This window comes from Leptolyngbya sp. FACHB-541, from assembly GCF_014695875.1.
Taxonomy (GTDB): Bacteria; Cyanobacteriota; Cyanobacteriia; order Elainellales; family Elainellaceae; genus JAAUTN01.
In genome coordinates, this window is the sequence record NZ_JACJPC010000152.1 from 1 (window position 1) to 25693 (window position 25693).

General features: G+C 48.3%; 21 protein-coding genes, 1 other RNA gene and 3 pseudogenes. 7 read left to right on the plus strand and 18 right to left on the minus strand.

Features of this window, described 5'->3' with window-relative positions; all coding sequences use genetic code 11:
- The 4 genes and pseudogenes from H6G00_RS34015 to H6G00_RS34030 form a co-directional block, all read left to right on the plus strand.
- Nucleotides 1–106, plus strand: a pseudogene (locus tag H6G00_RS34015) (IS630 family transposase); the annotation flags it as partial.
- A 113-nt stretch (nucleotides 107–219) separates the two neighbouring features.
- Complete coding sequence (locus tag H6G00_RS34020; protein WP_199318876.1) at nucleotides 220–1101, plus strand: alpha-amylase family glycosyl hydrolase; 882 nt, start codon at nucleotides 220–222, stop codon at nucleotides 1099–1101.
- Nucleotides 1102–1219: 118 nt separating this feature from the next.
- Nucleotides 1220–1588 (plus strand): hypothetical protein, encoded by a 369-nt coding sequence (locus H6G00_RS34025; protein WP_190800119.1) that lies wholly within the window; start codon nucleotides 1220–1222, stop codon nucleotides 1586–1588.
- Nucleotides 1589–1628: 40 nt separating this feature from the next.
- Nucleotides 1629–2345 carry a hypothetical protein gene (locus tag H6G00_RS34030; RefSeq protein WP_190800120.1) on the plus strand — a complete coding sequence of 239 codons (717 nt, stop codon included), beginning with the start codon at nucleotides 1629–1631 and terminating at the stop codon, nucleotides 2343–2345.
- Here the strand turns inward: H6G00_RS34030 and H6G00_RS34035 are convergent.
- The 5 genes from H6G00_RS34035 to H6G00_RS34055 all read right to left on the minus strand — a co-directional run bounded on the left by H6G00_RS34035 (nucleotide 2327) and on the right by H6G00_RS34055 (nucleotide 6883).
- Nucleotides 2327–3529 (minus strand): glutathione S-transferase family protein, encoded by a 1203-nt coding sequence (locus H6G00_RS34035; RefSeq protein ID WP_190800121.1) that lies wholly within the window; start codon nucleotides 3527–3529, stop codon nucleotides 2327–2329. The genes H6G00_RS34030 and H6G00_RS34035 overlap by 19 nt on opposite strands.
- Before the next feature lie 77 nt (nucleotides 3530–3606).
- On the minus strand, nucleotides 3607–3888 hold the full coding sequence (locus tag H6G00_RS34040; protein WP_190643797.1) for an NIL domain-containing protein: 282 nt from the start codon (nucleotides 3886–3888) through the stop codon (nucleotides 3607–3609).
- A 20-nt stretch (nucleotides 3889–3908) separates the two neighbouring features.
- The gene (gene cysW / locus H6G00_RS34045; RefSeq protein WP_190800122.1) at nucleotides 3909–4790 is read right to left on the minus strand and encodes a sulfate ABC transporter permease subunit CysW; all 882 of its coding nucleotides are present in this window, start codon (nucleotides 4788–4790) and stop codon (nucleotides 3909–3911) included.
- Nucleotides 4780–5634: a sulfate ABC transporter permease subunit CysT gene (gene cysT / locus H6G00_RS34050; RefSeq protein WP_190800123.1), complete on the minus strand. Its 855-nt coding sequence runs from the start codon at nucleotides 5632–5634 to the stop codon at nucleotides 4780–4782. The genes cysW and cysT overlap by 11 nt, the downstream gene beginning before the upstream one ends.
- A gap of 97 nt (nucleotides 5635–5731) precedes the next feature.
- On the minus strand, nucleotides 5732–6883 hold the full coding sequence (locus H6G00_RS34055; protein ID WP_190800124.1) for a sulfate ABC transporter substrate-binding protein: 1152 nt from the start codon (nucleotides 6881–6883) through the stop codon (nucleotides 5732–5734).
- A gap of 181 nt (nucleotides 6884–7064) precedes the next feature.
- Between H6G00_RS34055 and H6G00_RS34060 the strand changes: the two genes are divergently transcribed.
- Both H6G00_RS34060 and thiD read left to right on the plus strand, forming a co-directional pair.
- Nucleotides 7065–7859 (plus strand): Crp/Fnr family transcriptional regulator, encoded by a 795-nt coding sequence (locus H6G00_RS34060; protein ID WP_190800125.1) that lies wholly within the window; start codon nucleotides 7065–7067, stop codon nucleotides 7857–7859.
- 157 nt (nucleotides 7860–8016) lie between these two features.
- The gene (gene thiD / locus H6G00_RS34065; protein ID WP_190800126.1) at nucleotides 8017–8832 is read left to right on the plus strand and encodes a bifunctional hydroxymethylpyrimidine kinase/phosphomethylpyrimidine kinase; all 816 of its coding nucleotides are present in this window, start codon (nucleotides 8017–8019) and stop codon (nucleotides 8830–8832) included.
- On the opposite strand, the gene H6G00_RS34070 is transcribed toward thiD, so the two are convergent.
- The 12 genes and pseudogenes from H6G00_RS34070 to H6G00_RS34135 form a co-directional block, all read right to left on the minus strand.
- Nucleotides 8829–9254, minus strand: a complete 426-nt coding sequence (locus H6G00_RS34070) for a hypothetical protein (RefSeq protein WP_190643803.1) — start codon at nucleotides 9252–9254, stop codon at nucleotides 8829–8831. The genes thiD and H6G00_RS34070 overlap by 4 nt on opposite strands.
- Nucleotides 9255–9539: 285 nt before the next feature.
- Entirely contained in the window at nucleotides 9540–9908 is a 369-nt protein-coding gene (locus H6G00_RS34075) for a phasin family protein (protein ID WP_190800127.1), read from the minus strand.
- A 137-nt stretch (nucleotides 9909–10045) separates the two neighbouring features.
- An RNA gene (ffs, locus tag H6G00_RS34080) (signal recognition particle sRNA small type) lies at nucleotides 10046–10142 on the minus strand.
- Nucleotides 10143–10289: 147 nt separating this feature from the next.
- Nucleotides 10290–11951: pseudogene (locus H6G00_RS36970) on the minus strand (EAL domain-containing protein); the annotation flags it as partial.
- 324 nt (nucleotides 11952–12275) lie between these two features.
- A pseudogene (locus H6G00_RS36975) lies at nucleotides 12276–13091 on the minus strand (GAF domain-containing protein); the annotation flags it as partial.
- A 1180-nt stretch (nucleotides 13092–14271) separates the two neighbouring features.
- On the minus strand, nucleotides 14272–15627 hold the full coding sequence (locus tag H6G00_RS34105; RefSeq protein ID WP_190800128.1) for a GAF domain-containing sensor histidine kinase: 1356 nt from the start codon (nucleotides 15625–15627) through the stop codon (nucleotides 14272–14274).
- Between the two features lie 147 nt (nucleotides 15628–15774).
- Complete coding sequence (locus H6G00_RS34110) at nucleotides 15775–16191, minus strand: hypothetical protein (protein ID WP_190643806.1); 417 nt, start codon at nucleotides 16189–16191, stop codon at nucleotides 15775–15777.
- Between the two features lie 348 nt (nucleotides 16192–16539).
- Nucleotides 16540–16917, minus strand: a complete 378-nt coding sequence (locus H6G00_RS34115; RefSeq protein WP_190643807.1) for a response regulator — start codon at nucleotides 16915–16917, stop codon at nucleotides 16540–16542.
- A 7-nt stretch (nucleotides 16918–16924) separates the two neighbouring features.
- Nucleotides 16925–19615, minus strand: a complete 2691-nt coding sequence (locus H6G00_RS34120; RefSeq protein WP_190800129.1) for a PAS domain S-box protein — start codon at nucleotides 19613–19615, stop codon at nucleotides 16925–16927.
- An 18-nt stretch (nucleotides 19616–19633) separates the two neighbouring features.
- A complete protein-coding gene (locus H6G00_RS34125; protein WP_190800130.1) occupies nucleotides 19634–21178 on the minus strand; it encodes a response regulator in 1545 nt (514 codons plus the stop codon).
- 122 nt (nucleotides 21179–21300) lie between these two features.
- Nucleotides 21301–24360, minus strand: a complete 3060-nt coding sequence (locus tag H6G00_RS34130; protein ID WP_190800131.1) for a response regulator — start codon at nucleotides 24358–24360, stop codon at nucleotides 21301–21303.
- Between the two features lie 116 nt (nucleotides 24361–24476).
- The gene (locus tag H6G00_RS34135) at nucleotides 24477–24632 is read right to left on the minus strand and encodes a hypothetical protein (protein ID WP_190800132.1); all 156 of its coding nucleotides are present in this window, start codon (nucleotides 24630–24632) and stop codon (nucleotides 24477–24479) included.
- A gap of 112 nt (nucleotides 24633–24744) precedes the next feature.
- On the opposite strand from H6G00_RS34135, the gene H6G00_RS34140 reads away from it, so the two are divergent.
- The gene (locus tag H6G00_RS34140) at nucleotides 24745–24912 is read left to right on the plus strand and encodes a hypothetical protein (RefSeq protein ID WP_190800133.1); all 168 of its coding nucleotides are present in this window, start codon (nucleotides 24745–24747) and stop codon (nucleotides 24910–24912) included.
- 69 nt (nucleotides 24913–24981) lie between these two features.
- Here H6G00_RS34140 and H6G00_RS34145 read toward each other — a convergent pair whose 3' ends face one another.
- Nucleotides 24982–25167: a hypothetical protein gene (locus H6G00_RS34145; protein ID WP_190643812.1), complete on the minus strand. Its 186-nt coding sequence runs from the start codon at nucleotides 25165–25167 to the stop codon at nucleotides 24982–24984.
- Nucleotides 25168–25693 lie beyond the last annotated feature (526 nt).

Genomic DNA, 25693 nt, shown 5'->3' on the forward strand with positions numbered 1-25693 from the left:
GTGGTTTGTGCTCAAGAACTGGATGCGACAACGATGGAGTGAGTTTGAGAGTTTTCACAATTGTATAGATGCAGCTTTCAAAACCTGTCCTAACGTGCTCCCGTAGAGCTATACCACGATCGCCACCACCCAGATGCTGACCCCCAGGATTATTGGGGACCTGAGTTTAACTACGAGTACAAAGATGAAACACTCGGTATTCGTCCAGCCTGGGAATTCATGGGTGATGTGCTGCGGTTTTGGGTGCAGGAGTATCACATTGACGGAATTCGCTACGATGCCCTGAAAGAATTGGATAATTTTGACTTTCTTCACTGGATGACCGAAGGCGCGAAGCAAGTCGCGGGACAAAAGCCTTTTTACAATATTGGGGAACACATTCCAGAAAAAACCGAGTTGATCAGTCCGAACGGTCCGATGGATGGCTGTTGGCACGAAAATTTTTACCAGACGTTGAAGCCTCACTTGTGTGGAGAGACTTTTGATCTTGACCAGATTAAGCAGGCGATCGACCCTACCCAACAGGATTATCCACAAGGGTTGATAAAGGCGGTTAGTTACCTGTGTAATCACGATCAGAAGCGACTGTTACTCGAATTGGGCGATCGCGATATTCTTGACGATGCTGCCTTCAGTCGGGCAAAACTAGGTGTAGTACTGCTAATGACGGCTGTGGGCGTGCCCTTAATTTGGATGGGCGAAGAATTTGGAGACTGCACGCCAATCAATGCGAATGAGCCAGATCAACAGCTTGGCTGGTTGTTGTTGCAGGGCGATCGCAATCGCAATTTGTTTGAGTACTACAAAGGATTAATCGCTCTACGGAAACAAAACCTGGCACTTCAAACGGCTAACATTGACTTCTTTCACGAGAACCCAGAGGATAAAGTCTTTGCCTACGGTCGTTGGAATGACCAAGGCGCACGAGTGGTGGTTATCGCCAGTTTTTCTGATCAGTTCCGAGCAGATTATCAAATTCCTCACTTTCCTGAAAATGGAACCTGGCATGAGTGGACAAAGAATTACAAAGTTGAGTCGCAGAATAACCAGCTAACGATTAACTTGGGTGAATACGAAGCCCAAGTATTGATTTGGCAGTAACACCAAGGGTTACACTTTTATGATCTCACTATGGCTGCGTTCTATAGCTGCGTTGCCTATTTGACAAACAACTTTCGTAGGGGCACGGCATTGCCGTGCCCCCAAAGGGACGATTGCAATGAACACTCAAAAAACAACCCTGACGATCGCCACCCAAATTATGCTCGTTGCATTCTCTATTTTCCTACCGCTACGGGCTGTCGCGCAGTCTACCCAACCGGCTGAAGCCGATCAGGACAATATTTATCACGAAGATGAAAACTTACCGGATGATGCCGATGTTTTCCCTCGGATGGGACATACTGCTGGAACTGAGCAGGAAAACAATAACTGTCGAGCCAGCGCTTGGGGATCAATCATAACCACAGTTCCAGGTAACGCGTTTGTAGAAATCGATAACCGTACTGTCGATCGCACTGGTGAATCCTGGTTTCAAGTCACAAATTTAAACTGCTGGATTCACGAGAGTCGCATTGATCTGTTGTAGTTAGCTGTAGCTAAAAGAGAACAATGGACTTTTACGACTCATGCTTCAACTCAACACGCTACGGCTAAAACCAATCCACATTGTATGGGTTGGAATGGTGATTGCGATCGCCGGATGCACTTCACCTCAAGCTCAAATGCGTGAGTCATCTCCCCCGGTTACGACACCTACAGCGGTTTCTCCAACGCCATCAACGCCTGAGGATGCTCTAGAACAGGCTCAAGACTGGCTTGACCTTCTCCCAGGAGAAACTGTTCGTGACCTTTCCTTTACTCAAACGGGAGCATTATCCTATCAGGGCACAATCCTACTGTCTGAAATTCCGGTATCGACCAGTAGCGACGGTGCCGTAACTTACGCAAAACGGTTAATTGTCTCACCGACCTCTCCATCCGGTCGTTACACCATTCTCAAAGCCTGTGAAGAAGTCACAGACGAAGGGCTATGTTGGGCGATTTATAAAGTCGATCGCACCCAGCAAACCGTTCAAACTGTGAGTATTGGCAAATACGGTGGGCTCGACTGGGTGCAGTGGTCTGCTGACGATCGCTATGCTGTTTTCTTGGAAAAAATGGAAGGAACAGCCTGGTTTATCGTAATGGACTTACAGTCAGGAAAATCGAGCATTTCCGACGAAATGCCCACACAGCCCGAGTTAGACAGCTTCACCTGGACGGGCGATCGCACCTTTACGGTCACCCTTGCTGACCAGTCCCAGTTTCAGGGAGACATTGAGATTTACTTTCCGCCGAAATAAACGGGGTCTTGGTCACGTCGATGCTTCATGGGAATCGGCGGTCCTTGTCTGTCGCCCGCTAAAGCTGCCGTTTTCTCTAGCGCTTCCCTGAGTCGCTTAGCAGCATAGATGGACATATCGCGGGGGACATTGATGCGATCGCGCAAATATCGCAGTCCAAAATCTGAGCCATCGGGTGGAACACACACTTCGCCAGTCATCATGGAAGTCAAGGCACAGCGTAGAGCCTGATCAAACAACTCATTATCGGCGGGGTTTACCCGAACGATGTTAGTACGATGTTTGATTACGTAATACAGAGCTTCTCGCCGGGAGTTTGTAGGTTCTGGATAAGTCACATCCGGTAAGCCTAACCAGGGTCCATGATCCACTCGGTGCTGATTGGCGCGTGTTTGAGGTTCACGATTTTCCCAACAGCCGCCCATCTGGGGTGGCAAGTCGTGGACGTGAGTGTGAAAGTCACTTTGGGTCCCGCGATAGGTGGGTCGGCTTTCCATTGCGGCAAACCAGTCTGCAAAGCGAGGATTTTCCTCCCGCATGGAGTAGCCTTTGTAATAGTACAAACTGGCATTCATGCGCTCAACATACGGTGTGGAGATCACATCGGCAGTCCCAAATTCTTCAAGAAAATAGGGTCCGGGAGTGCTGCCGAGGGCATACTCAACTTTTTCCACCACGCTGATAAATTGCTGACGGCTACGCTGCTCTTGTGGAGGTGACGAAGGATAGCAAAGCCAGCTACACCAAGCACGAAACAGCAGCCGTTCTAATTGCCGTAGGGGAAGTACCCTGGAGTCTTCCAGTCCCTGACCCAACGGACCAAAAGCCCGTTCCAGAGCCAGCAAAATGTCATCACTTTCGGTGGTCAGCCGTCCGTCTAGTTCGAGAGCGGGTAGCATCCCGGAGGGCACTTTGCGTTTGTACCAGCTTTCCTTTTCCCCGTAGCAAAACATTGTTACTTTCTCAATGCGATACGGGATTTGCTTTTCCTCAAGCCATAGCCAAACTTTTTGACAGTAGGGGCACCAGGCATGATTATCACGATACAAAGTCACCCGCACATCTGATTCGCTTTGGCCAAACAGACGCAACCGGGCTTGAGCATTGGTGGGGCCATTAACGGTATCGATCTGAAAATCTGTGAGGGCTTCGAGGTCTGCCCAACCGAGGGGAGCAAGGGTCATGCGATCGCGTTCTATAAGTCGTAAGTCATCTCAAAGCTAGCTTACAACAGCTTCACATGTGGGACTATTCCAGGACTTTACCAGCTATCCTCTTGCTCATCGGAGCCATTCCAAACTTCCAGATCGAGGTCATTGAGATAGAGCAAGGCGCTACGAATTTGCGGCACTGTTCCCTGAAGCTGGAGGTCAAACCAACCATCCTCTCGGGCATTTGCGCTTAGCAAAGCTGCCGAAATGTTGACAGTCAGTCCATACTCAGAAATCAGGTTAGAAATGACAGGTTCCTGCTGGTAGCGCTTAGGAATTCGCACTCTGATGCGAGTTTGCGTCCGCCTTTGATCGTCAGATAGGGTTGTCATAGAACCTCCTGCCTCAAGCTTTACTCTGCATCTTTAATCGCTGTTTTCCGTTCCAGAATTTCTTTGAGTACCAGCGTTACAACGGCTAGCAAAGCCAGCAGCACTGCCGCTGCATAGGCGGACTGGGTTTGATATTGCTTATAAGCTTCTTCAACAAACAGTGGCAGGGTTTGGGTTTTGCCGCGAATGCTACCTGAGACGACAACGATCGCCCCAAACTCTCCCATTGCTCTAGCGTTGGTCAAAATTAAGCCATAAAGCAAGCCCCAACGAATGGAGGGCAGCGTCACCCGCCAAAATACCTGCCAATCGCTTGCTCCCAGCGTTTTAGCTGCTTCTTCTAGTTCTGGCCCCATTTCTTCTAAAACGGGTAAGACTTCGCGGGCGACAAAGGGAAGGGTGACAAAAATAGTTGCTAGCAGCATCCCCGGAACGGCAAAGATGATTTTAATCCCAGCAGATTCCAGCAACGGACCAAACCAGCCATTTCGCCCGTACAGCAACACAATCATCAAACCCGCGACGATGGGGGAAACGGAGAAGGGCAGGTCAATAATACTGATCAGCAGGGTGCGTCCGGGAAAGCGTTTGCGGGCTAGCGCCAGGGCTGCACAAATACCAAAAACGGTGTTGAGCGGAACGGCGATCGCCGCCATCAGCAGTGTCAGCTTCAGCGCATTCACAAATTCGCGCTGTCGAATCGTGTTGAGAAACCCCTCAATACCACCATCAAAGGCTTGCACAAACACATTGATCGCTGGGACAAGCAACACCAGCGCCAGGTAAACGACCACAATTCCAATCAGAACCAGCTTTGTCCATTCCCCTTTTTTGGCTAATTCCTTGCTGTCCGTCTTAGGGGATGGCTTGCGCGACAGTGGATTAAAAACTTCAGATGTCATAACGCCGTCCCCACGCCTGTAATAGATTAATTGCCAGCAAAATCACCAGCGAAGCACCTAGCATGACGGAACCAATTACCGTCGCGCCAGCATAGTCATACTGCTCCAATCGCTGAAAGATCAGCACCGGAGCGATCAAATCGTTAAACGGAATGTTTGCTGCCACAATCACAACTGAGCCATATTCTCCTACAGCACGAGAAAAGCCCAGCGCTACTCCTGTCAGAATCGAGGGCAACAGCGGCGGTAATAGCACTCGCCAAAATGTCTGAAACCGGGATGCGCCCAAACTCCAGGCGGCTTCTTCCAGTTCGGGTTCCAGTTCTCTCAAGACGGGCTGCACAGTGCGAACCACAAACGGCAGTGAGATAAATAGCATTGCAACCGCAACGCCAAGGCGAGTGAAGGATACTTTAATACCAAAGGGAGCTAGCAGAGAACCAATCCAACCACTATCGCTATAGATTGTTGCCAGCGTTAAACCTGCAACTGCCGTAGGTAGGGCAAAGGGGAGGTCAATGGCAGCATCTAGGATGCGTCTAAATGGAAACTCATAGCGCACCATGACCCAGGCAATGATCACACCTACCACGCCGTTGATCGCGGCTGTTACCAATGCGGTGACAAAGGTGACATCGTAGGCAGAAAGCGCAATGGGAGAAGTGGCGATGCGCCAAATCTCAGCCGGACTCAATGTGCTGGCTTTCAGCAGAAGGGCGATCACCGGCACAAACAGCATAATTGTCAGATACACCCAGGTAAACTGCCAGATAAACGGCAGTCGGGGAACTTGACGCAGTCTGCTCAAAAAAGATGCAGGCTGAGAGTTTGAAGAAGGGGTCATCAGTCAAGACTCCAGTAACACGGGTCAGAATTGGCTATTGACGCGATGTGCAGATTGCAATCTGCACATCGCGTCAATGATTTAAAGACAAAACAGACTAAGCGCCAGCTTGAATCTGATCAAAGACGGCACCGTCATCAAAGAATTTTGCCTGAATTTCGTCCCAACCGCCAAAGTCATCAACGGTGAATAAGGTTTTAATTTCGGGATAGTCATTAGCAACTTCCGCTTTTACGCTTTCTTCAACGGGGCGGAAGCCGACCTTGGCAAATTCTCGTTGTGCTTCGGGAGTAAACAGGAATTGTACAAACGCTTCTGCAACTTCACGAGTGCCGTGCTTGTCTACGTTGGCATCGACTACTGTGATTGGATTGTCAATGGAAATGTTGACATCAGGGATCACGTATGGGAGCTCTTCCCCATTCAATTTTGCCAGCAGCACCTCGTTTTCGTAGTTGATCAGCACATCTCCCTGACCTTGCTTGAAGAATACATCAGTCGCTTCACGCGCATCTTTGGGCAGAACAGGAGCGTTTCCATAAACTTGAGTGACGTAATCTAAAGCGGCTGCGTCATCTCCGCCCGTCTGGTTGATTGCGCCCCACAGCGCCAGGAAATTCCACCGTGCGCCACCCGAAGTTTTAGGATTGGCGGTAATGACAGCTACATCTTCTTTGGTCAGGTCTTGCCAACCCTGCACTGCCTTGGGGTTGCCGTCACGAGTGACTAATGCAGCAACGGAGGTGTGAACGATTGAGCCGTTAGGAGCTTCTTCTTCCCAGCCTGATTCAATCAGCCCGGCTTCTTCAATTTTTTTGGTATCAAGGGCGAGAGCAAGAGCTACGACATCTGCCTCTAAGCCATCGATGACTGCGCGAGTTTGAGAGCCGGAGCCGCCATAGCTCTGATCAAAGATGACTTCCTGTCCGTCATGCTCGGCTTTCCACTGCTCAGTAAATAGAGGAATGATCTGCTCGTAAGCCGCCTGGGTGACAGCGTAGGAAACCAGGGTTAGCTCAACGGGTCCGCTTGCTGCTTCACCACCGGATGTTGATTCGCCTTCGGTTGTGCTGGAGGGGCTGCAAGAAGCGATCGCCAAACTCAACCCTATTCCTACTAAAAACAGGGAGATTGGCCGCTTAAGCAGACGCAGCGATCGCCCCAGCGTTAGCGGGGACAAACTACCCGCAACTGGAGATTTTAACCTTCGTAAGCCAAAAAATCGAGTGAAACGCTGCCACAGGTACATGAGAGAATACTCCTATTAAACTCCGGTTAACGGATCGGAATACCGGATTTAGTTTGAATAAGACTGTACCATATATAAAATACAAGTGAATCATAATCGAATTGAATTTCACGTTTGATATGAAACTAAATTTGCAGAATATTTGCCAGAATGGGGTATTCCCTAATCGAGCAGCAATGGCATGGCAGTGAAAGCCAAGCAGTCTTTAGAACCCGATTCTTTGCAACTGCTGATTCAGGGCAATTGCCTGTTTCGGGGACTAGACATAGACTGGCTGGCGAACTATGTGTCGCCTGAGCAAATCGTTCGAGAAAAGCTATATTCCAGCCGTCCGGTGTACACGGCTTTTCGACCGGGGGTGTCACTGGAGTTTTTGTATGCAATTTTGGCAGGCGGCCCGATCATCATTCGCAGTACGCCGCTGGACCGGGTGATTGCGTTGAGCTATCCAGGAAGCTGCTTTGGAATGCGAAATCTCGCCTTTGCCTATGGCAAAATCTCCCAAGCGTTTCCCAGTTTGGTCGAGGCATATAAAACGACTGACGTATTCAAAATTCCGCTTGCATCGGTGCAGGCACTCTATCAAGAAAGTGAAGTGTTTCGCGATCGCTATCACCTGCTGTTTGAGCTACGGGCTAAGTTTGAATATCATTTGCTCAATTGCAGCACCCATCCGCCTCAGGCAGTGGCGGCTTTGCTGCGGGCGCTGATCTATCAGGAGCGATCGCTGGGCAATCAGCCTCAGGCAGACGGCACCTTTGTGTTTGACTTGCCGATTGATATCATTGCCCGCGCCAGCCAGCTTAACCATCGCACTGTCGAGCAAGTGCTAAAAGGAATGCGTCAGGTGAAGCTGATAGATTCCGTAAAAGCCACTGATCCCTCCAGTGATACGGTGCGAGTCCTTGATCCTGAAGGGCTAAAGGAAGTTTATGGGGCAACCCGCGATAAAGTGTCATGGTGGCCCCTACGTTAGAAACTAGCTTCTCGTTAGCTTCTCGTTCCAAGGCTCTGCCTTGGAGTGCAGAATCAGAGGCTCTGCCTCTAAAAATAAGTGGCAGAGCCACTTCAAAGGCATTCCCAGGTAAAAACTGGGAACGAGTATAACCAGCATATTCTCTTCCTGGACCTGTATGACTGTTTCCTTACCCTCACCCATTCCTGTAGCTCTAACCATCGCCGGATCAGATAGCGGTGGTGGTGCAGGCATTCAAGCCGATCTCCGTACCTTTGCCTTTCATCGGGTGCATGGCACCAGTGCGCTCACCTGCATCACGGCGCAAAACACGTTAGGGGTGAGCCGAGTTGATGCTTTGCCTGCGGAGTCGGTGGTATCTCAAGTCGCAGCAGTCGTGGAAGACATTGGCGTGCAGGCGGTCAAAACCGGAATGCTGCTGAATCAGGAAATTATTGCAGCGGTATCCAAGCAGGCGGCAGAAATTCACCTGCCCAATCTAGTTGTCGATCCGGTGATGGTATCCCGCACGGGGGCGCAACTGATTGACGATGAGGCGATCGCCACCCTCCAAAACGACCTGCTTCCTTTGGCGACCATTCTCACGCCAAACCGCTATGAGGCAGAGATTCTCAGCGGTTTAGAGATCAAAACGTTAGAAGACATGCAGGCTGCTGCCCAAAAGATTTTTCAGCTTGGGGTAAAGTCTGTGTTAGTAAAAGGCGGCGGTATGGAAGGCGAGTTGCGCGGAGTCGATGTGCTGTTTGATGGCGATCGCCTCGATACCCTACAAACTTCAACCGTTAACACGACTGATACCCACGGAACAGGGTGTACTTTGTCAGCGGCGATCGCGGCTAACCTTGCCCTTGGCAAAGACCTGCATTCAGCCGTTCGACTAGCAAAGGATTACGTCACGACTGCCCTAAGCTATTCTTTGCGAATTGGCAAAGGACAAGGACCAGTCGGGCATTTCTTCCCACTCATTCGTTAATCCTTCCAGCTTGACTCCCAATCTGGGCAGGTTTCCGTCTCCGAGCCATAGGGGTACATCGCGCAAACTAGGACATTGCCGCCATACATCTGTCCGTGATAGTGGCGACAACCGACACAGGCAGGATGCTCATTCAGCATCGGCTCCAGCGTGTGAGTGACGGGTTCTGCGGCTTCACTCAAAGTAGCCTCTAGCCCGGTAAAAGCCTGCAAAATTGACTCGATCCACGGGTCTAGCTCTGCGTCGAGGTTAGCAAGTTCAGGGGCGATCGCACTTTCGAGTTCAGACGCAACATCTTCAGAAAATTCTGCGAAGGCATCTAGAGCTTCAGTCATTTCTTTCGTGGCTTCCAGGAAAAACTGCTCTACTCCGACGGCGACCGTCTCAAACATCTTCACCCAATCGTGCGACCAACCTTCCATAATTTCCCAAACCTAAGCTGCAACTGAACTTCTAGCCCTGACGTGTAGATGAGGTGGACATTGCCCACCCTACAGAAGCTAAATTCTTGATCTTGAAACACTAGTAGCCCACCCTGTGAAAGCTTTATCCCTGAGGATTTGTTGGGGTTCCGCCCTGCTCTACCCAACCTACAGTTTTGCCATCTACAGGTTGTGTAGGTTGGGTGGAGCGCAGCGGAACCCAACGTTCTAAGCTTGACACGCGCTACTACGATTGCTTTTCGTCCTTCACCCTTTATCTTTCTCTCAGTCTCGCTTCAGCCGTCGCAGTTCTTCCTGTAGTTTTGTGACCTGATCGCGCAAATCATCAACTGGTTCGGGGGGCGCTTCGGATGGCGCTTCGTCTTCAGAGAGAATTTCGATTCGGCGGGGTTCGCCAGGTCTAGCATCAGTTGGGGAATTTGCTGGAGCCTGTTGCGCCCGATTCACCATTTCATCGACCAGCCGCTTTGCTTCCTCGGTGGTCATTTCGCCGCGTGCCACCATTTCATCAGCAATTTTTTGGGCTTGCGATCGCAACTCGGTCAGCGTCATGCCAGCCTTTTCGCCTGCATAGGAGGCGATCCCAACTCCTAAGTAAAATGCCTTTTGGACTAAATCTCCAAAACCAGCCATCGCTACAGCGACTCCTTAAATATCACAGGAAATGATCAAGAGAGATGCTTCCAGAATAGGAGTAAATCTGCCAAACTGCCTACCCGACTTTACAAATGTCTCTCAAACCAGGGTGTCTTCGAGTACCCCTCGACAAAAGTGACCCGGAGACCACGCCTATCACAAGCATCCCGTATTGCTGCTACCTTCCGGTCCTGACAAAGTTTGGGCGTTGTGATCGCATGGGTCCAGGTCAGCTTTAGCATAACACGTCCAGGAGGCGTGAGACAGGTCAACCGAGTTTAATGGCCCAATTTTCTGGGTGACTTCTCTAGGGGCTAAAGGACGACTAAAAAAGTAGCCCTGCATGGCATCGCAATCGATCGATTGCAGGAAATTCCACTGCTCTAATGTTTCTACCCCTTCAGCAACCACTCCCAAATTCAAACCATGTCCCAAGGTGACGATCGCTTGAATCATCGCTGCGTCTTTAGGACTGGTGGCAAAATCTTGGATAAATTCTCGCGCTATTTTAAGCGTATGGAGTGGAAACTGCTTTAGTGTGGCGAGCGATGAATAGCCTGTACCAAAATCGTCAATTGAAATATAGATGCCCATCTCTTGCAATTCTTTAAGGACTGAGATAGTCAACGGCAAATCATGCATTGCGATCGTTTCAGTAATTTCTATTTCTAGATAATGTGGATCAAGTTCTGTGTCTGATAAAACTTGAGTGATTAATCGAGTAAGATTTCGTTGAAACTGTCGACCTGAGAGATTTACCGCAATCCGAATGGGGGAAAATCCGGCTAGCTGCCACGCTCGATTTTGGGCACAGGCAGTTCGCAGCACCCACTCACCAATGGTGTTGATTTGTCCGGTTTCTTCGGCGATCGCAATAAACTGATCGGGAGGAACAAGTCCACGTTGCGGATGCTGCCAACGAACCAGTGCCTCTAGCGCTACAACTCGTCCGGTTTGTAAATTGACTTGGGGCTGATAGTGCAACAGGAACTCACCTCGCTCCAACGCTCTGTAAAGGTCGTTGACCAATACCAACTGATCTAACGCCCGGACGTTCATATCAGCAGCATAGAGTTCGAAACTGTTTCTGCCTCGTTGCTTGGCTCGATACATCGCAGTATCTGCATTCTTGAGCAATGTCTCAGCATCTTCACCGTCGTAAGGCGCAAGGGTAATCCCGATGCTCGCGGTGATGTGTAACTCCTGCTGACTAAACTGGAACGGAGCTTCCAGCACAGTGAGAATTCTTTGAGCAATTTTAGTAATATCTTCTGCGGAGTGGAGGTGGGGCAAGATCAGGGTAAATTCATCGCCACCCCAACGGGAGATGGTGTCATTTTGCTTCAGGCATCTGGCGATTCGTTGTGCCACCTGTTGTAATAGCTGATCTCCAATGGCGTGTCCCAATGTATCGTTGATCGACTTAAACCGATCCAGATCTAGAAATATAACCGCTAGCATCTCTTCGTGCTGATGAACATGTTCTAGTGCTAGGGTAAGGCGCTCGTCAAACAATAATCGGTTAGGCAACTCAGTCAATCGATCATGGGAGGCTTGATGTCGTATCGTATCTTCTACGCGCCTTTGCATCACTGCCATATATAGATGAGTTCCCAAAGCTTGAGCCAGTTTGATTTCCTCCTGAGCCCAGCTTTGGGGAAATGTTTGCTGCCCTGCTACGGATGAATCAGGTGTATGACTGTCATTTTCATTTTGCTCCAACCAATCCTTCCATAGGATGTCTGAACCGATCTCCTGACGAAAAATGCTTAAACACCCAAGATATTGTTGTTGATATTGAAGCGGCACGATTAGGATGGCGCGAATCGAAGTGGCTTCAAATGCAGGGGCTAAAGCTTGAAATTGGGTATTGTGGTCACGTCTGTGAATGCTATAAGGATGCTTGGGGGAAACTGTGTTGTGCTGACTAATTGGGCAAGGAACAGGTGCAGTGACCGCCAGAAGAGATTGAGGTGACACTTTGTAGGCGAGCGCTTCGTAGCGGTCTGTAGATACTGTCAATGAGCCAACAATGCCCATTGCCTGTTGCCAAAAATGGCTCTCTTCTAGCTGCACTAGCGCGGGTTGATCCCCAGAAGTGTAGAGTTGGGCCGCTTGCCCCGTTGAGTCAGCGGTAATGTAAAGCCGCCCCCCAATTCCTCCAAAGGCACGAACAGTTTCATCCAGGACAGTTTGTCGAATTTCTGATACTTCACAGGGGGAGTGAAGCAAGCGACTAATGCGGTTAAGCGTCGCTTCATATTCAACCTGTTGTCGAGTTTGACCCAGCAGATTAGCCTGAGCAATGGCGATCGCTACATGAGTTGAGAGCTGTTGGAGCAATTCAATTTCCCAGGGTTGCCATTCACGAGACTGCTTGCACTGGTGAGCGATCATCAGCCCCCACAGTTCTTCTTTGTGTAGGATGGGGACAACCAGCTTTGATTTCACGCCTAACTCTCGCAGGGTTTCGACTAGGCAAGAGGATATTTCATTCTGTTCGATGTCAGTGATGGCGCGAATCCGCCCCTGCTGATATATCTGGTGACAGCTTAAGGGAAAAATCTCTTCGGGCAAGGGGTGATCGAGCAGCGATGTGCATCCAGGAGCAACTGCTTCGTTGGTTACATATCCGGTGCCATTTGGATGAACTCGATAGGTCAAAACCCGATCAGCTTGTAGAAACTGCTGAATCTCTGAGACAGTCGTATTGAGAATCTGATCGAGATCCAAAGACTGGCGAATCCGTTGAGCAATCTCACTGATGAGATGTTCTCGTTCAACCTGCTGCCGCAGCGCTATTTCTGTTTGCTGGCGGTGAGAAATTTCATCCTGGGCTTGCTGATAGAGTTCTGATTGACTGATGGCGATCGCCGTCTGAGTTGCCAATTGTTTCAGTAACTCGATCTCATCCAGGTGCCACTGGCGAGATTCGCTGCACTGCTGGGCTACAAGCAGTCCCCATAGTTTTGCTTCACTGACAATCGGTACTGCCAGATTCGCTCGCACCTGGAATCCTTCTAATAACTCCCGATGGCAGGGGGTTAGGTTTGCGGTGTAAATGTCTGCAACTGCCTGGACGCGTCCCTGTTGATAGAGATGAATGTACGTTTCGGCAAAGTGGCTATCGTAAACCAGCGTGCCCGTGATTGGGAGCCATTTTGAACCGACTGATTCCACGACGACATAGCCGCTACCATCAGGTTTTAGCTGGTAAATCAGGACGCGATCGCATTGAAGAAAATGCCGAACCTCAGATACTGTGGTGTTGAGAATTTCTTCAAACTGAAGCGAGTGATGAATCCGCTGAGCCATTTCTGCAACTAAGCTTTCTCGCTCTGATTGCTGTCTCAGCATCTCCTCTAGCTGCTTTCGCTCGGTGATGTCGTTGCGAATTGCGACGTACTGATAAGGTTTTCCCTCACCGTTCAGAAATGGAACGATAGTGGTATCAACCCAGTAAAACGTTCCGTCCTTCGCCCGATTTTTAATCTCACCTCGCCAAACCTGCCCCTGAGCAATTGTTCTCCACATCTTCTGAAAGAACGCTTTGGGATGATGGCTAGAGTTGATGACGCGGTGATTTTGCCCGATCAGTTCCGCTTCGGAATATTGGGAGATCTTACAAAACTTATCGTTGACGTAGGTAATCGTCCCTTTAGCGTCAGTAATAGCGACAATTGAAGATTGGTCAAGTGAAAACTTAATATCTGCTAGCTCTTTTAGAGATCTTTGCAGTGCTTTCTCAGATGTTCTGCTCTTGTTCAGATCCCGATCGCTTGCATCTTTGATTGCTGCATAACTACGCCGCAGTTCTAGTTGGCTCATAACCTGACGACTGAGGGCTTGCACTGCTTTGATTTGCCCTGCTGAAAGTTGACGGGACACGCGGTCAATCACACACAGCGTTCCAATTCGATAGCCTGCTGGTGTCACCAGGGGAAAGCCTGCATAAAATCGAATATGAGGCACACCCGTGACCAACGAGTTTGTAGCAAATCTTGGGTCTAAAGCAGCATTCTTGATAATGAATGGGTCTGATTGCAGAATTGCGTAGGTACAAAAAGCGATGTCGCGATGGGTTTCTGATACGGTTAGCCCTACTTTTGACTTGAACCACTGACGGTTTTGATCAACTAGACTGATTAGAGCAATTGGAGTATTACAGATTTCGGCCGCTAGCTGAGTCAAATTATCAAATTCAGGTTCAGGCTCAGTATCAAGAACTTGGTATTGATAAAGGGCTTTGAGCCTGCCAGGCTCATGCTCAACTACTGGAACATGCATTTTTCTGATTCCTGATTACTCTGTGGGGTGCGCTGTAGACGGGCTACGTACTGCTGATGAGATATGGCAGCAATCATCTCAGTGGTAGTTGTATCGTAAAGCAGGTTTGTCCGTTACCGCTTTCGATATAAATAGAGCCGCGTAGATGAACAAGCATTTCTTTGACTAAGGCTAACCCCAGTCCTGTACCGCCTTGTTTCCAGCGATCGCTATTGGGAATGCGATAAAACTTATCGAAAATCCGAAGCTGTTCTTCGACCGGAATTTCAACTCCAGAGTTGCTAATTTCAATTTGCACACATTCTGAACTCGATCGAGCATGGATTGAGATAGTTTCATGAGGTGGTGTGTATTTGCAGGCATTGTGTAAAAGCTCGGACAGCACACGGTGCAGGGTGTCTGAGTCAGATACTATTGTTGGAAGGCAAGGCGCGATTTGAAGTTCTAGCGTGATTTGCCGTTGCTGAATGCGGTCTTCAAACGGACGGATCAAATTTGTCAGCCAATCCCTTAAATCAATTACATCTACCAGATCTAAGGATTGCTTTTCAGACGCTAGTCCAGACTCTAATCGCTGTAATTCTAGCAAGTTGTTGACTAGAGTAAGTTCTCGTTCGCACTCGGTTTGCAGAATCTTTAAATGAGTCAGTGTTTTGATGTAAGCAGGATTTTGTTGCGAAGTATCACCGCTATCAGATCTTCCTGCCGCTAGTTGATGCTCCAACATGTGGATTGCTAATTGCATATTGGCAAGAGGCGATCGCAAGTCATGAATCGCCTGGTTCAAAAAGTTGTCTTTTACCTCGTTGAGTTGCTTTAGCTCTTCTACCTGGCTTTGGGCTGCCTGGTAAAGGCGTGATTGCTGAATGGCGATCGCACATTGCTTCGCAACTTTTTGCAGCAAATGGATTTCAAGTTCTGTCAATGTTTTAGATGTTGCTTGAATCACCCATAGGTTTCCCAGGTTTTCATCATTATGGTTAATTGAGCAGGCAAACAGTGTGAACTTTTCTTCAGGCAAATTTGTGTTGAAACAGAACTGAAGATAATCTGTTGCTCGAAGACAATGATTAATTTCCGGATCGTGATCTAACGAGAGAACTTTAGTTTGAAAGCTAGAAGTAGGGGCTTGGGACGAGGAACTAGAGATCAATCTTTGTTGATCAGTATCTGTTCGTAAGACAATGTAGCAGTCTGCCTCTAATTCTAGAGCTAGCTCTTGCACGACAGCGTTTAAGCTAAAGGTTTCATCCAGCGAAGCTCGTACTGTCTCGCTGATGCGAGATAGTGTTTGTTCGATCTCTAATGCTTGTTGAAGCTGTACAACACAACCCTGCATCTGTGCCTTTAAATCAACATCGGTTGAGCTCAGACTAGACAAGAACTGTGAGCAAATTTCAGGAAGTGATTCTGGCAGGGATGTTAGCATCTTGCTATCCATTAACAGGTGAGGAGATGTGAAGGAGATTGGAACTAATGAAAGGATTGGAAGTTTGAAAGAAGTGTGGACACAAGCAATCATCAGTAAAGCGTCAGTAAATAGTGTTGATGCTTCAAAGCATCTAGACACAGCTACTTAACAAATAAAGAGAACTTCCTCAATTAGCAGGCGATCGCCTATCGAAGCGTCTTCTAGCAATGCAGCCTTGATGGGTTCCCCTGCTTCCAGTGTTCCATTCACTGTAAAGTTAAAATCTTGAGTAAATATCAATCCTTGGCTTTGTAATCTTTCCGTTACGATAAATCGCGCAACTTCCATTAAATTGAGTTCCGGTTCTAGATGTTGGTGATGATGCAAGATCCAGCGACAGGCTTCTGGATCTTGTTCGGCTAATTCGTAGATCGCTTGTAGCAAGGCATCTCGGATGTAGCTGGGACTGGGTAGAGCAGTCAGAAACTTCTTCAGCGATCGGATTGCCGCTAGGTTTTGAGTTTTGAATACTTCAACAGCAACGCCTTGAAACGCACTGTAGTTTTGGGGCTGTCTCGCCATTTTTGGAATTCCTTCACTAGAACGAGAAGGTGAGTGAACTAAACAGACAGCTCTCATGCAATCTGTACAGGCAGGTAATACAACCTGTTGGGATTGGTTAGGGCTTATGGGAACTGCCTTTGAAGCAAGAAATTGAGGCACAGGATTGCTATGACATTGGATTATCAGATCGATAATTTGGTATTGCAAAAATTGAGAATGATGCGGAAATTCCTAATATCCGAATTGCCCGCTGTAGGGGCACGGCATTGCCGTGCCCCTACGACATCATTCGTTAAATGTGCAATGCCGATGATTTGAAGCTAAATCGAGAGTGTGAAAATTTTGTGACAGTGTCCCAAACCTTATCTATTCTTGCCAATTCAGGATTGCTCGAATTTGGGCAATCAGGGCTGGTATCTTGAATGGTTTAGTAATAATTCCTGCAATGCCCAGTTCTACCAGGGGTTGATGTTCTGCGGGATTTGCCTTGGCGGTCAGCATAATAACTGGAATTGATCGCGTTTCTGGATTCTCCTGCAATCTTTGAAAGGTGGCGGCTCCATCTAGATCGGGCATCATCACATCCAGTAGAATTGCGTCGAATGGTTCTGCCTCAGCTAGGTTCAATCCCTCAGCTCCAGAAGCTGCGGTTAACACTTCCCACCCAGCCGCCGCTTCTAAGCTGAATTGGATAATTCGCCGTGCTCCGTCTTCGTCGTCAATGAGCAGAATCCGTTTTGGCATAGCTTCTTTAGTTTTCTGCTGAAGAAGGTAACGTAAAGTGAAGGCTGCTTCCTTGATCTAAGCTACTCGTGGCCCAAATGTCTCCCCCATGCTGCTGCACAATACTTCGGCAGATGGCTAGTCCTAACCCGGTTCCGCCTTTCTTGCGAGAGTCTGAGGCATCGACCTGCTGGAATCGCTCAAAGATGCTCTCTAGTTTATTGGTAGGAATGCCGCGTCCCTGGTCACGAACCGTAATCAGGATATAGGGTGGGAAAGTTTGTAGTGGCTGTTTTGCTTGCTGATTTGTTTCTGCTTGCTGACTGGTTTGAGCCTCTTTGCAGATCTCGGCAGTTAGCCAAATTGTACTGTGGGCAGGCGAGAACTTGACCGCGTTACTCAATAGATTTGTCAGGACTTGGAGAATGCGATCGCCATCAACCTGCAAAGTGACTGATAGAGGCTCAACGGATAAGGTAATCGCTGCTTGAGTGGCTGCAAGCTGCATAAAGTCAGCTGCTCGGTTCATCAGTTCTGCTAGATTCCACGATTTTTGCTCCAGGCGAATTTTGCCCGATTCTAACCGTTCCAAGTCCAAAATATCGTTTACCAGGCGAGTGAGGCGATCGGTCTCGGCTGCGGCAATGCTAAGGGTTTCCTTTCCTCGCTCTGATTCGGGTTGAATTAAACCTGTGGATAGTAATTCCAGTGCGCCACTGATCGAGGTTAATGGAGTTCGCAGCTCATGGCTGACGATCGAGATAAACTCAGCTTTCATCTGGTCCAGGTTGTGACGTTCGGTAATATCTTCACCAATGCTAATCGTGCCAATGGATTTCCCTTCTGCATTTTGCAGTAGTGTATTGTTCCAGGCAATCATGCGTTCCTCTCCAAGCTTGGTTACGATTGAGTTTTGGTAGTGTGGATGAAAACCTTGTTCCAACACTTCCTGGAAACAAATTTGGACGGTGGATTTTTGGCTCGAAGGAAGGAAGTGGTTAAACCAGTATTTCCCTAACACTTCCTCTTTTGTATATCCAGTTAGCTTTAGAAAGAAGGGATTGATGTACTCGACGTTGCCATCCTGATCTAAGCCAACAACTATCAGCTGCACATTGTCTAAAAGAAAGTGCCAGCGTCGATCGGCTTCTACCAGAATGGCTTCGGCTCGTTTGCGATCGCTAATTTCAGTCACAATTACTCCTACTCCGACCGTTTGAGTCTGACTGTCGTCATCCAAAATCGGAAAGTAGGATGCCAACCAGTGCCGGATTACTTCGGGCTGGCTTGGCACGGCTGTGGCAATCTCCATATCGAGAATTGGCTGTCCTGTCGTGAGAACCTGCTGGTGCAGAGGGGTTACAACAGGAGCCAGTTCTGGTAGTAATTCTGTGGCTGTCTTACCAAGGTGAGCCTCTACCGAGTGTCCATCAATTGCTGCAAGGGCTTCGTTGATTTGGATAAAGCGCAGACCTTGATCGTGAATGCATAGCCCAATCGCTGCTGAAGATGCTGCATTAAAAAAGTTATTCAAAAGGTTGCTCGTTCTTTGAAGTTCAGCGGTTCGCTCAGCTACCCGTCGTTCTAATTCTGCATTTAGCTGTTTCACGGCTGCTTCTGCCTGTTTGCGCTCAGTCACATCTCGGGTCACTGCTAAAACCAGGGAGCTTGTTTCATTAGAGGTGTGTAGGGGTACTGCATGAGACTCTAACCACCGTCGAGTTCCCTTTAATCCAGTGATTTCAAACTCAAGGGTCGTAGTCTTTCCCCGGGCGACTTGTTGCGTGAATTCTAGAAACGCTTGCTGCTGAGCGAGTTCAATTAGGGGGCAGATGCACTGACCCAACACTTGTTCTAAGCTATCAGCCTCAATCATTGCAAGTCCGGCGGGATTCATGTTTTGCAAAATTCCGTCAGCCGTAATTACCTTGACGCATTCCGGCTCGGCTTCAAAAATCGCCCGAAATTGTTGTTCGCTTTGCTTTAATGCAAGCTCTAACCGTTTGCGATCGTCAACATCCATTAACGTTCCGCTCATGCGAACTGGCTTATCCGTTTTGTCATAAAAGGCTTGCCCTCTGCCTTCAACCCAATGAACGCTGCCATCTCTCCAAAAGATACGATACTCATGTTTATAGATACTGTGCTCTTGAATGGCAGTTTGAACGGCTTGATTTAGCTTTTCTCGATCGTGTGGATGTACGCAAGCCTCAAATGTTTCAAACCGACCATCAAATGTATTGGGAGCAAAATTCAACAGTTGCTCATGTTCTGGGCTCCAGGTAATCTCTCCGGTGATTAAATTCCAGTTCCACATCCCCATGCGGGCAGCGTGCATCGCAAGTCGCAGTTGCTCTTTCCTTTCTTGCAGGCGGCGATCGCTGATCTGCTGAATCTGATGCCGAGCATTCCTCAATTCTGAAATTAGGTAATTGATCAGAAATGAAACAATGGCAATCAAACTTAATCGCAGCAGTCTAGCTGGGTCAGTGATTGGGAGGGAAGAGGCTGAAGGGAGAAAGAAGTAGTCGCTTGAGAGCAGGGAGAGCAATGTTGCGAGTAATCCCGGTTTGGTGCCACCGATCCAGGTGCTGACGGCGATCGCTGCGTAGAATAAGCTAAATGATACCGGGGCAATCAGGGAGTAGAGTAGCTGGGTTAGAACAGTCGCCACAACAACTGACAGCACCGCAACAGCATAGGGGGAAGTGTGACGCATTTTGCTCAACATGGCTGCTTAATTCTCCAATCCCCGTAATTTTTTCAACACCATCGCATGTTCTAATCGTCGGATCACTCGGGCTACCAATTCTGCTGCTCGGATGGGTTTGCTAACATAATCGTCTGCTCCTACCATAAATACTTGTTGGATGGTTTCGTCATCATTACTGGCAGAGATCATCAGAATAGGCAAATCTCCGAACCGTAAATTGTTGCGAATCTTCTGACACAACTCGATGCCATTTGTCCCTGGCATTTCGATATCTAGCATGAGCAGGTCGGGTTTCACTGCTTCTAAGCTGCTCCAAATTTGCTGCGGGTCACTGAGTAATGCAACCTGAAAGCCCCAAGGCTGCAACATAGACTGCACGAAAGCTAAGAGCTGAGTATCATCGTCTACAATCAGCAATTGCGATCGCTGGGGTAATGCAAGCTTCTTCAGTGAAGTACTGGAGCTACACTCTTTTTCAGTCGTTGACGGTGATTGCGTTTGAGGAAACGGTTGTATTGCTTGGCGCAACTTTGATGTTAATTCAAGCAAATTCGCTTGTTCTGGCTGATTCAATAAGTCTGTTTTAAGCAGTTGCTCAATCTGACCTGACATTTCAGAAGCATCGTCCAGATCAAACAACCCTAAGGAACCTTTAAGCGTGTGGGCTTCTCGCTGCGCCTGCTGTCGGAGTTCCTCGCTGAGCGAGTTGGTTTGTAAGGCGGAAACTGCCCGTTCAATCACTGAGAGGCGATCGCTGTACTGTGCCCGATACTGCTCCCAGAAGGGATTGGTCGGGATAGAAGAGTAAGGAGATAGCGAAGTAGGCTGTTGGGGGATATCTGCCTCTCCTACCGCTGCGGCTGCGTTTGCAACCTGAGCTGCCTTTAACCGATAGCCCAATCCATAAACTGTCTCCAGCCAATCCTCAACGCCAATTTCCTTAAGCCGCTTGCGTAACCCTTTGATTTGCGCTCGAACCGCATTTTCAGTTGGAGTATCTTCTAGCATCCAAAGATGCTCGATCAACGTTCCATGACTAAAGATGCGCTGAGGATGCCGCAGGAAAAGCTCTAACAGGCTATATTCCTTGGAACTGAGATGAAAGGGTTGACTTTTATAGCTAGCCTGACAAGCACTGGGATCTAGCTGCAACTGTCCCCATTCTAAGCAGGGCGATCGCTCCACATTGCCTCGGCGCAATAAGGCTCGAACTCGCGCCAAGAGTTCATCCAAGTTAAAGGGTTTAACAATATAGTCATCGGCTCCCGCATCTAGCCCTGCGACTCGACTACTGCTTGCACCCTTAGCCGTCATTAAAAGGATGGGAGTATTGAGATTGAACGGTTTTAGGGAAGAACGTCTTTCATGCCGCAATCGTTGGCAAAAGCTGATTCCATCTAGCTTTGGCAACATCAGATCCAGCAGAATCAAATCATACTCAAAAGTTTCTGCTAAATCCCATCCTGTCTGCCCGTCTGCTGCGACCTCAACTAAGTAGTGTTGGGCTGTTAAGGACTGTCTGAGCAACTCAGCGATCGCTTCATCATCTTCAATCAGCAACACTCTCATAGGAAGGTTTGATCCTTAGGCAGATTAGAGAGATTTGGGTCAAACAGTTTCGTACCTTTGGATATCCGGTTTTTGACAGGTTGTTACTCGGTGCAATGCCAGTAGAGGAGCCCTGTTTCCCCTCAACCCTGAGTTAGAGACGCGATCGCTTCTAACTGAAAGTTATTGACCAGGGATGTCATGCTCTCAACCAGCAGCAGTTCGTCAGCTGGAATTTGGGCAATCAACTGATGTAATTTCTCATCATCTAAGTCAAGTGCAGCTTCATGAACCTGGTTGATCCATTCGATTGGCATTGCCTCAAAGTCTTGTGAGGTCAGCGTTTTTCGGATTGGACGAGATGGTGTTTGTGGTTCGTCTTTGTAGCGGTAGTGAACTCCTAGATGACGAGCGATCGCCTCAAAAACAGTGGTTTCCGTAAATGGTTTGGCAATATGTTCATTGCAGCCTGCTTGGAGACTGGCAGTGCGATCGGTTTCAAAAGCGTAAGCCGTAAGCGCAATGATGGGAATTGGTTGTCGCTGCTCAGAGGTTTCCTGAGCGCGAATCTGCCGAGTTGCCTCATGCCCATCCATTCCTGGCATTTGAATGTCCATCAGAATTAGGTGAGGGTGCCAGGATTGCCACTGGGCGATCGCCTCTTCGCCATTCTCAGCCGTACGGACTTCAAACCCAACGGGTTCTAGCAAAGCCTTTAAGAGTTGCCAATTTTCAGGAACATCCTCTGCAACTAAAATCCGGTAAGTGGGCTGCCCTGGCTCCAGACCTATCACCAGATTGGCAGTCTCTGACTCAACTAGATCGACTATGTCTGGACAGTGTAAAAGAATGTGACAAGTGAAGGTTGACCCCTGGTTGACTGTACTTTGAACCGTAATGTCGCCTCCTAGCAAGCGAGCAAACTGGCGGCTGATTGACAAGCCCAGCCCGGTTCCCTGAGCATAACGCCCCTGCTCAGTTTGCATAAAGGCTTCAAAAATCGACTCCCAGTCACTGCTATGGATGCCGCACCCCGTGTCTTCAACTTCAAAGGCGAGAGTCAGCGCACGGCAAGGTGATGAAGTGTTGGGGTAACAGGTGCAGCTTGGTTTACTCGTCTCTGCTGGCTTGGTTCGCACCTGAATAGTAACGCTGCCTTGCGTTGTAAATTTGATCGCATTGCTGATCAGATTAATCAAAATTTGCCGCACTTTTGCTTCGTCGCTGCACACATAGTGAGGAACACTTTGATCTTTCTCTAGTGAGAAAGTTAGCCCTTTCTCACTGGCTTTGAGTGCAAACATTTCGTGGAGCGATCGCAGCAATTGGTGCAGATTAAAAATCTTTTCGGTTAGAACCAGCTGCCCTGCCTCAATGCGAGACATCTCTAGCACGTCATTAATCAGGGTTAGCAGATGTTCTCCACTGCGGTTAATGATACCTAAATGCTCCTGGAACTCTGGAGGCGTACTGGTACTACGGTTCATCATTTGGGCAAACCCCAGAATCGCGTTCAGGGGGGTTCGCAGTTCGTGACTCATTTTGGCAAGAAAGTGGCTTTTGGCTCGGTTGGCGATCGCCGCCCGTTCAGCAGCTTGCTCTAATGCCGACTGAGAGAACTCCAACAGAGCCAGCATCAGCGTACTCCGCATCATTCTTGCCGCTTCGATCTCGACCGATTGCCAGGGCAGCGATGTCTCTTGCACTGTTTCCTTCCACAGATCAAAAGATTGGCGGGGACACAGTTGCAGTTCACCTGACTCATCAATCATCACCGCATCCTGTGGGTTGCCTGCCCAGTTCACCGTTTGGATTTGCTCGGGTCGGAACCATATCAAGTGATAAGACTTCTGGTGCAGCACGATGGAGATCGCCAGAATGCCACTTGCGGTCTGTGTGAATGCTCTGGCGGGCGGGTAAGGTCGCACCAGACAGTTGGTTAGGTAAATTTCAGGCTGGTTGAGTTGGGGCAGCCAAGTGAGAAGATTTTGAACTGCTTCCAAAGGTGGAGTTTGCCCGATCAGTAAGATCTTTTGATCAAGGGCGATCGCCACTCCTTCTGCGCGAACCAGATTAAGTAAGTCAGCAGCATTACGAGTGAGTACCTGTTGAATGAAATTTGGCTCTCGCAAAAATGCCTGCTGAAGCTTGTCTTGAATTGTTTGGACCTGAGTACGGTAACCCTCTAATTCTCGCTCTTGCTGGTGGACGAGTTCAATTGAAGCAAACTGCCCGATAAATTCACAGGTCTTGCGCGTTTGATAATCGATCTGTTTAGGGCTGTAATGGTGACAGGCAATTAGTCCCCACAGGCGTTGATCATTGATCAGCGAAATTGTGAACGTCCCAGCAACCCCCATGTTCTGCAAATATTCAATGTGATAGGGAGAAACGCCTCGTAATACACAGTCACGCAGATCTGTTGGTGTTTCAACTGAGCAACCGTCAGCCGCAATGAGAGCGACAGGGCTGTAGTGAACGTCGGGAATTTGCCGCACCCAGTTGCGAAGAAACAGCCTGCGGGCAGGGGCAGGAACATCAATCGCTGGAAAGTGTAATCCTAAGAAGCTCTCTAAGTGATTCTCTTTTTCTTCTGCAATCACAACTCCATGATCATCTGCTTCAAATCGATAGATCATGACACGATCAAACCCTGTCATTTCTTTTACTTGTGTAGCCAGGGTTTGGGCTAAGTTACTGAGACTCGCTGCACTGCGAAGGCTCAAAACTGTAGCTTGAAGGCGATGATAAAACTGAATGGAATCGGAGCTATCAGCAGGAAACTGAGGCTCCAGTTCTAGGATTAGAGAATTTTCAGTTCGGTGCAGAATGCTTCTGAAGGTTTGTGTCTTCACCTTCGGCTCTGCTCTCTCAGGGGAAAAGGCTTTGATCCGTGCTTTTAACTCAAATGGATTGCACAGTTCCAAATTGTCTTGTTGTAGGAATTGGGCAATTCGTTTGACTTGAGTGCGAGAAAAGAGCTTCTGTAGGGATTGCCCGACCAGGGCTGCGGCGGAAATGCCCCAAAACTGCTCCACATTTTCACTGATCTGCAAAATTTTGAGGTCGGGTTGCAGCACCAACAAAATGCCATACGGCTGAATATAGCCAGGAGCATATACCGATTCTTCGCTGCAATTTTCTAATGTAGTGAGTAATGCAGGCGTAAATGCAGATTGTTTAAAGGCAGTTAAGGCGTTCATTTCAACAAGCACGACTGGATTCAAAGGGGATAAATGCAGAGATGAGAGTTATGGGGAAGGATTGCTGTGAATCAGTGAAACAATCTGCTCAAACTAAAACTGATTGGTAAGTTGCGTCAACTGGACGTGCAATGAGGTAAATTCTGGTGAGATTTGGGATAGCTGGTCTGCGATCGCCCAATCATCCCCATGCACTGCTGCATTTTCCAGGGCCGCCAGCTAATCTCTTGACGAGTAGGCAAGTAAAGTTGAGTCAAAGGGAGCTGGTACATCTGCATTAGTCCTATATGAATCAGCAGGCAACGGGTTGGGATTGGAGGGTCGCTCAGCGTCAAGACACTCTAAATCTAAATATTCCCGCATCTTAAGAAATATTGTTTCGCCTTGCAAAGGTCTACTCATGTATCGTTACAGCCTGCGGTCAGGGCGATCGTGCGATCGCAATGTGTAATTGATCCTGCACAAGGAATTGTTGCCACCATCTTAAAGCTGCGATCGTGGCAACAATTCCTAACTGCAGGGGTATTCACTGATGCAGGTAAACTCTTTTGAACCAGTGGCACTTCTGATATCTATGCGTTGATTCACTAAACCTAGAAAACGCAAGTTTAATGCAATTTCTCAAATGGTAACGAGCGATCGCTCTGCCTTTGCCAGCACAAAACGTCGCTCCAATGAAGCTGAAACTAAATTCAAGCTGGGTTGCATCAAGGGCATTTCTTGCCAGCAGCTCCGACAAAACCAATAGGTTTGGTTATGACGAATATGACGCAGCATCTGATCAGAGCAGCAGGGACAACTTGCCATAAAACCTCATCCTTTTTATTTTAAAAAAATTCATTGATTTCCGGTGATGTTGAGTCGCTCCTCGTGACTCTGTTGAGGAAATTCCTGATGTTTTCACCTTAGAAATGAAATATGGGGATCTGGTGAGGAAGGTCTGAATGTTAAGGAAATGATTCAGATTGAAATACTTTGCAAAGGAAAAACAACCGTAACGATATGTATCGACAACGCAATAACTACTATCTTCCTTTAAGCGCTGCAATTTCTAATCTCCAGGGAGCGAGCAGACTGGACAACAGTGCTAGTATTCCCAGATTGTTATCAGTGATCAATAAGATTAATAACGTTTCTCTAGAAAGAGGCTACAGATGAAAGAGCACCTCGCTCAGCGGGGTGCTCTTTCATCTGTAGCCCTAAGTTTTAGATAAGTTTTGGGGCGTTGCACAATGGATGAATGATCATCTCAAAGCAGGCACTTGTCGATGCTTCAAGTAGTAAATCAACAAGCGAATCGATGCCTGAAGCATCTCAATTGACTTGGAATAGC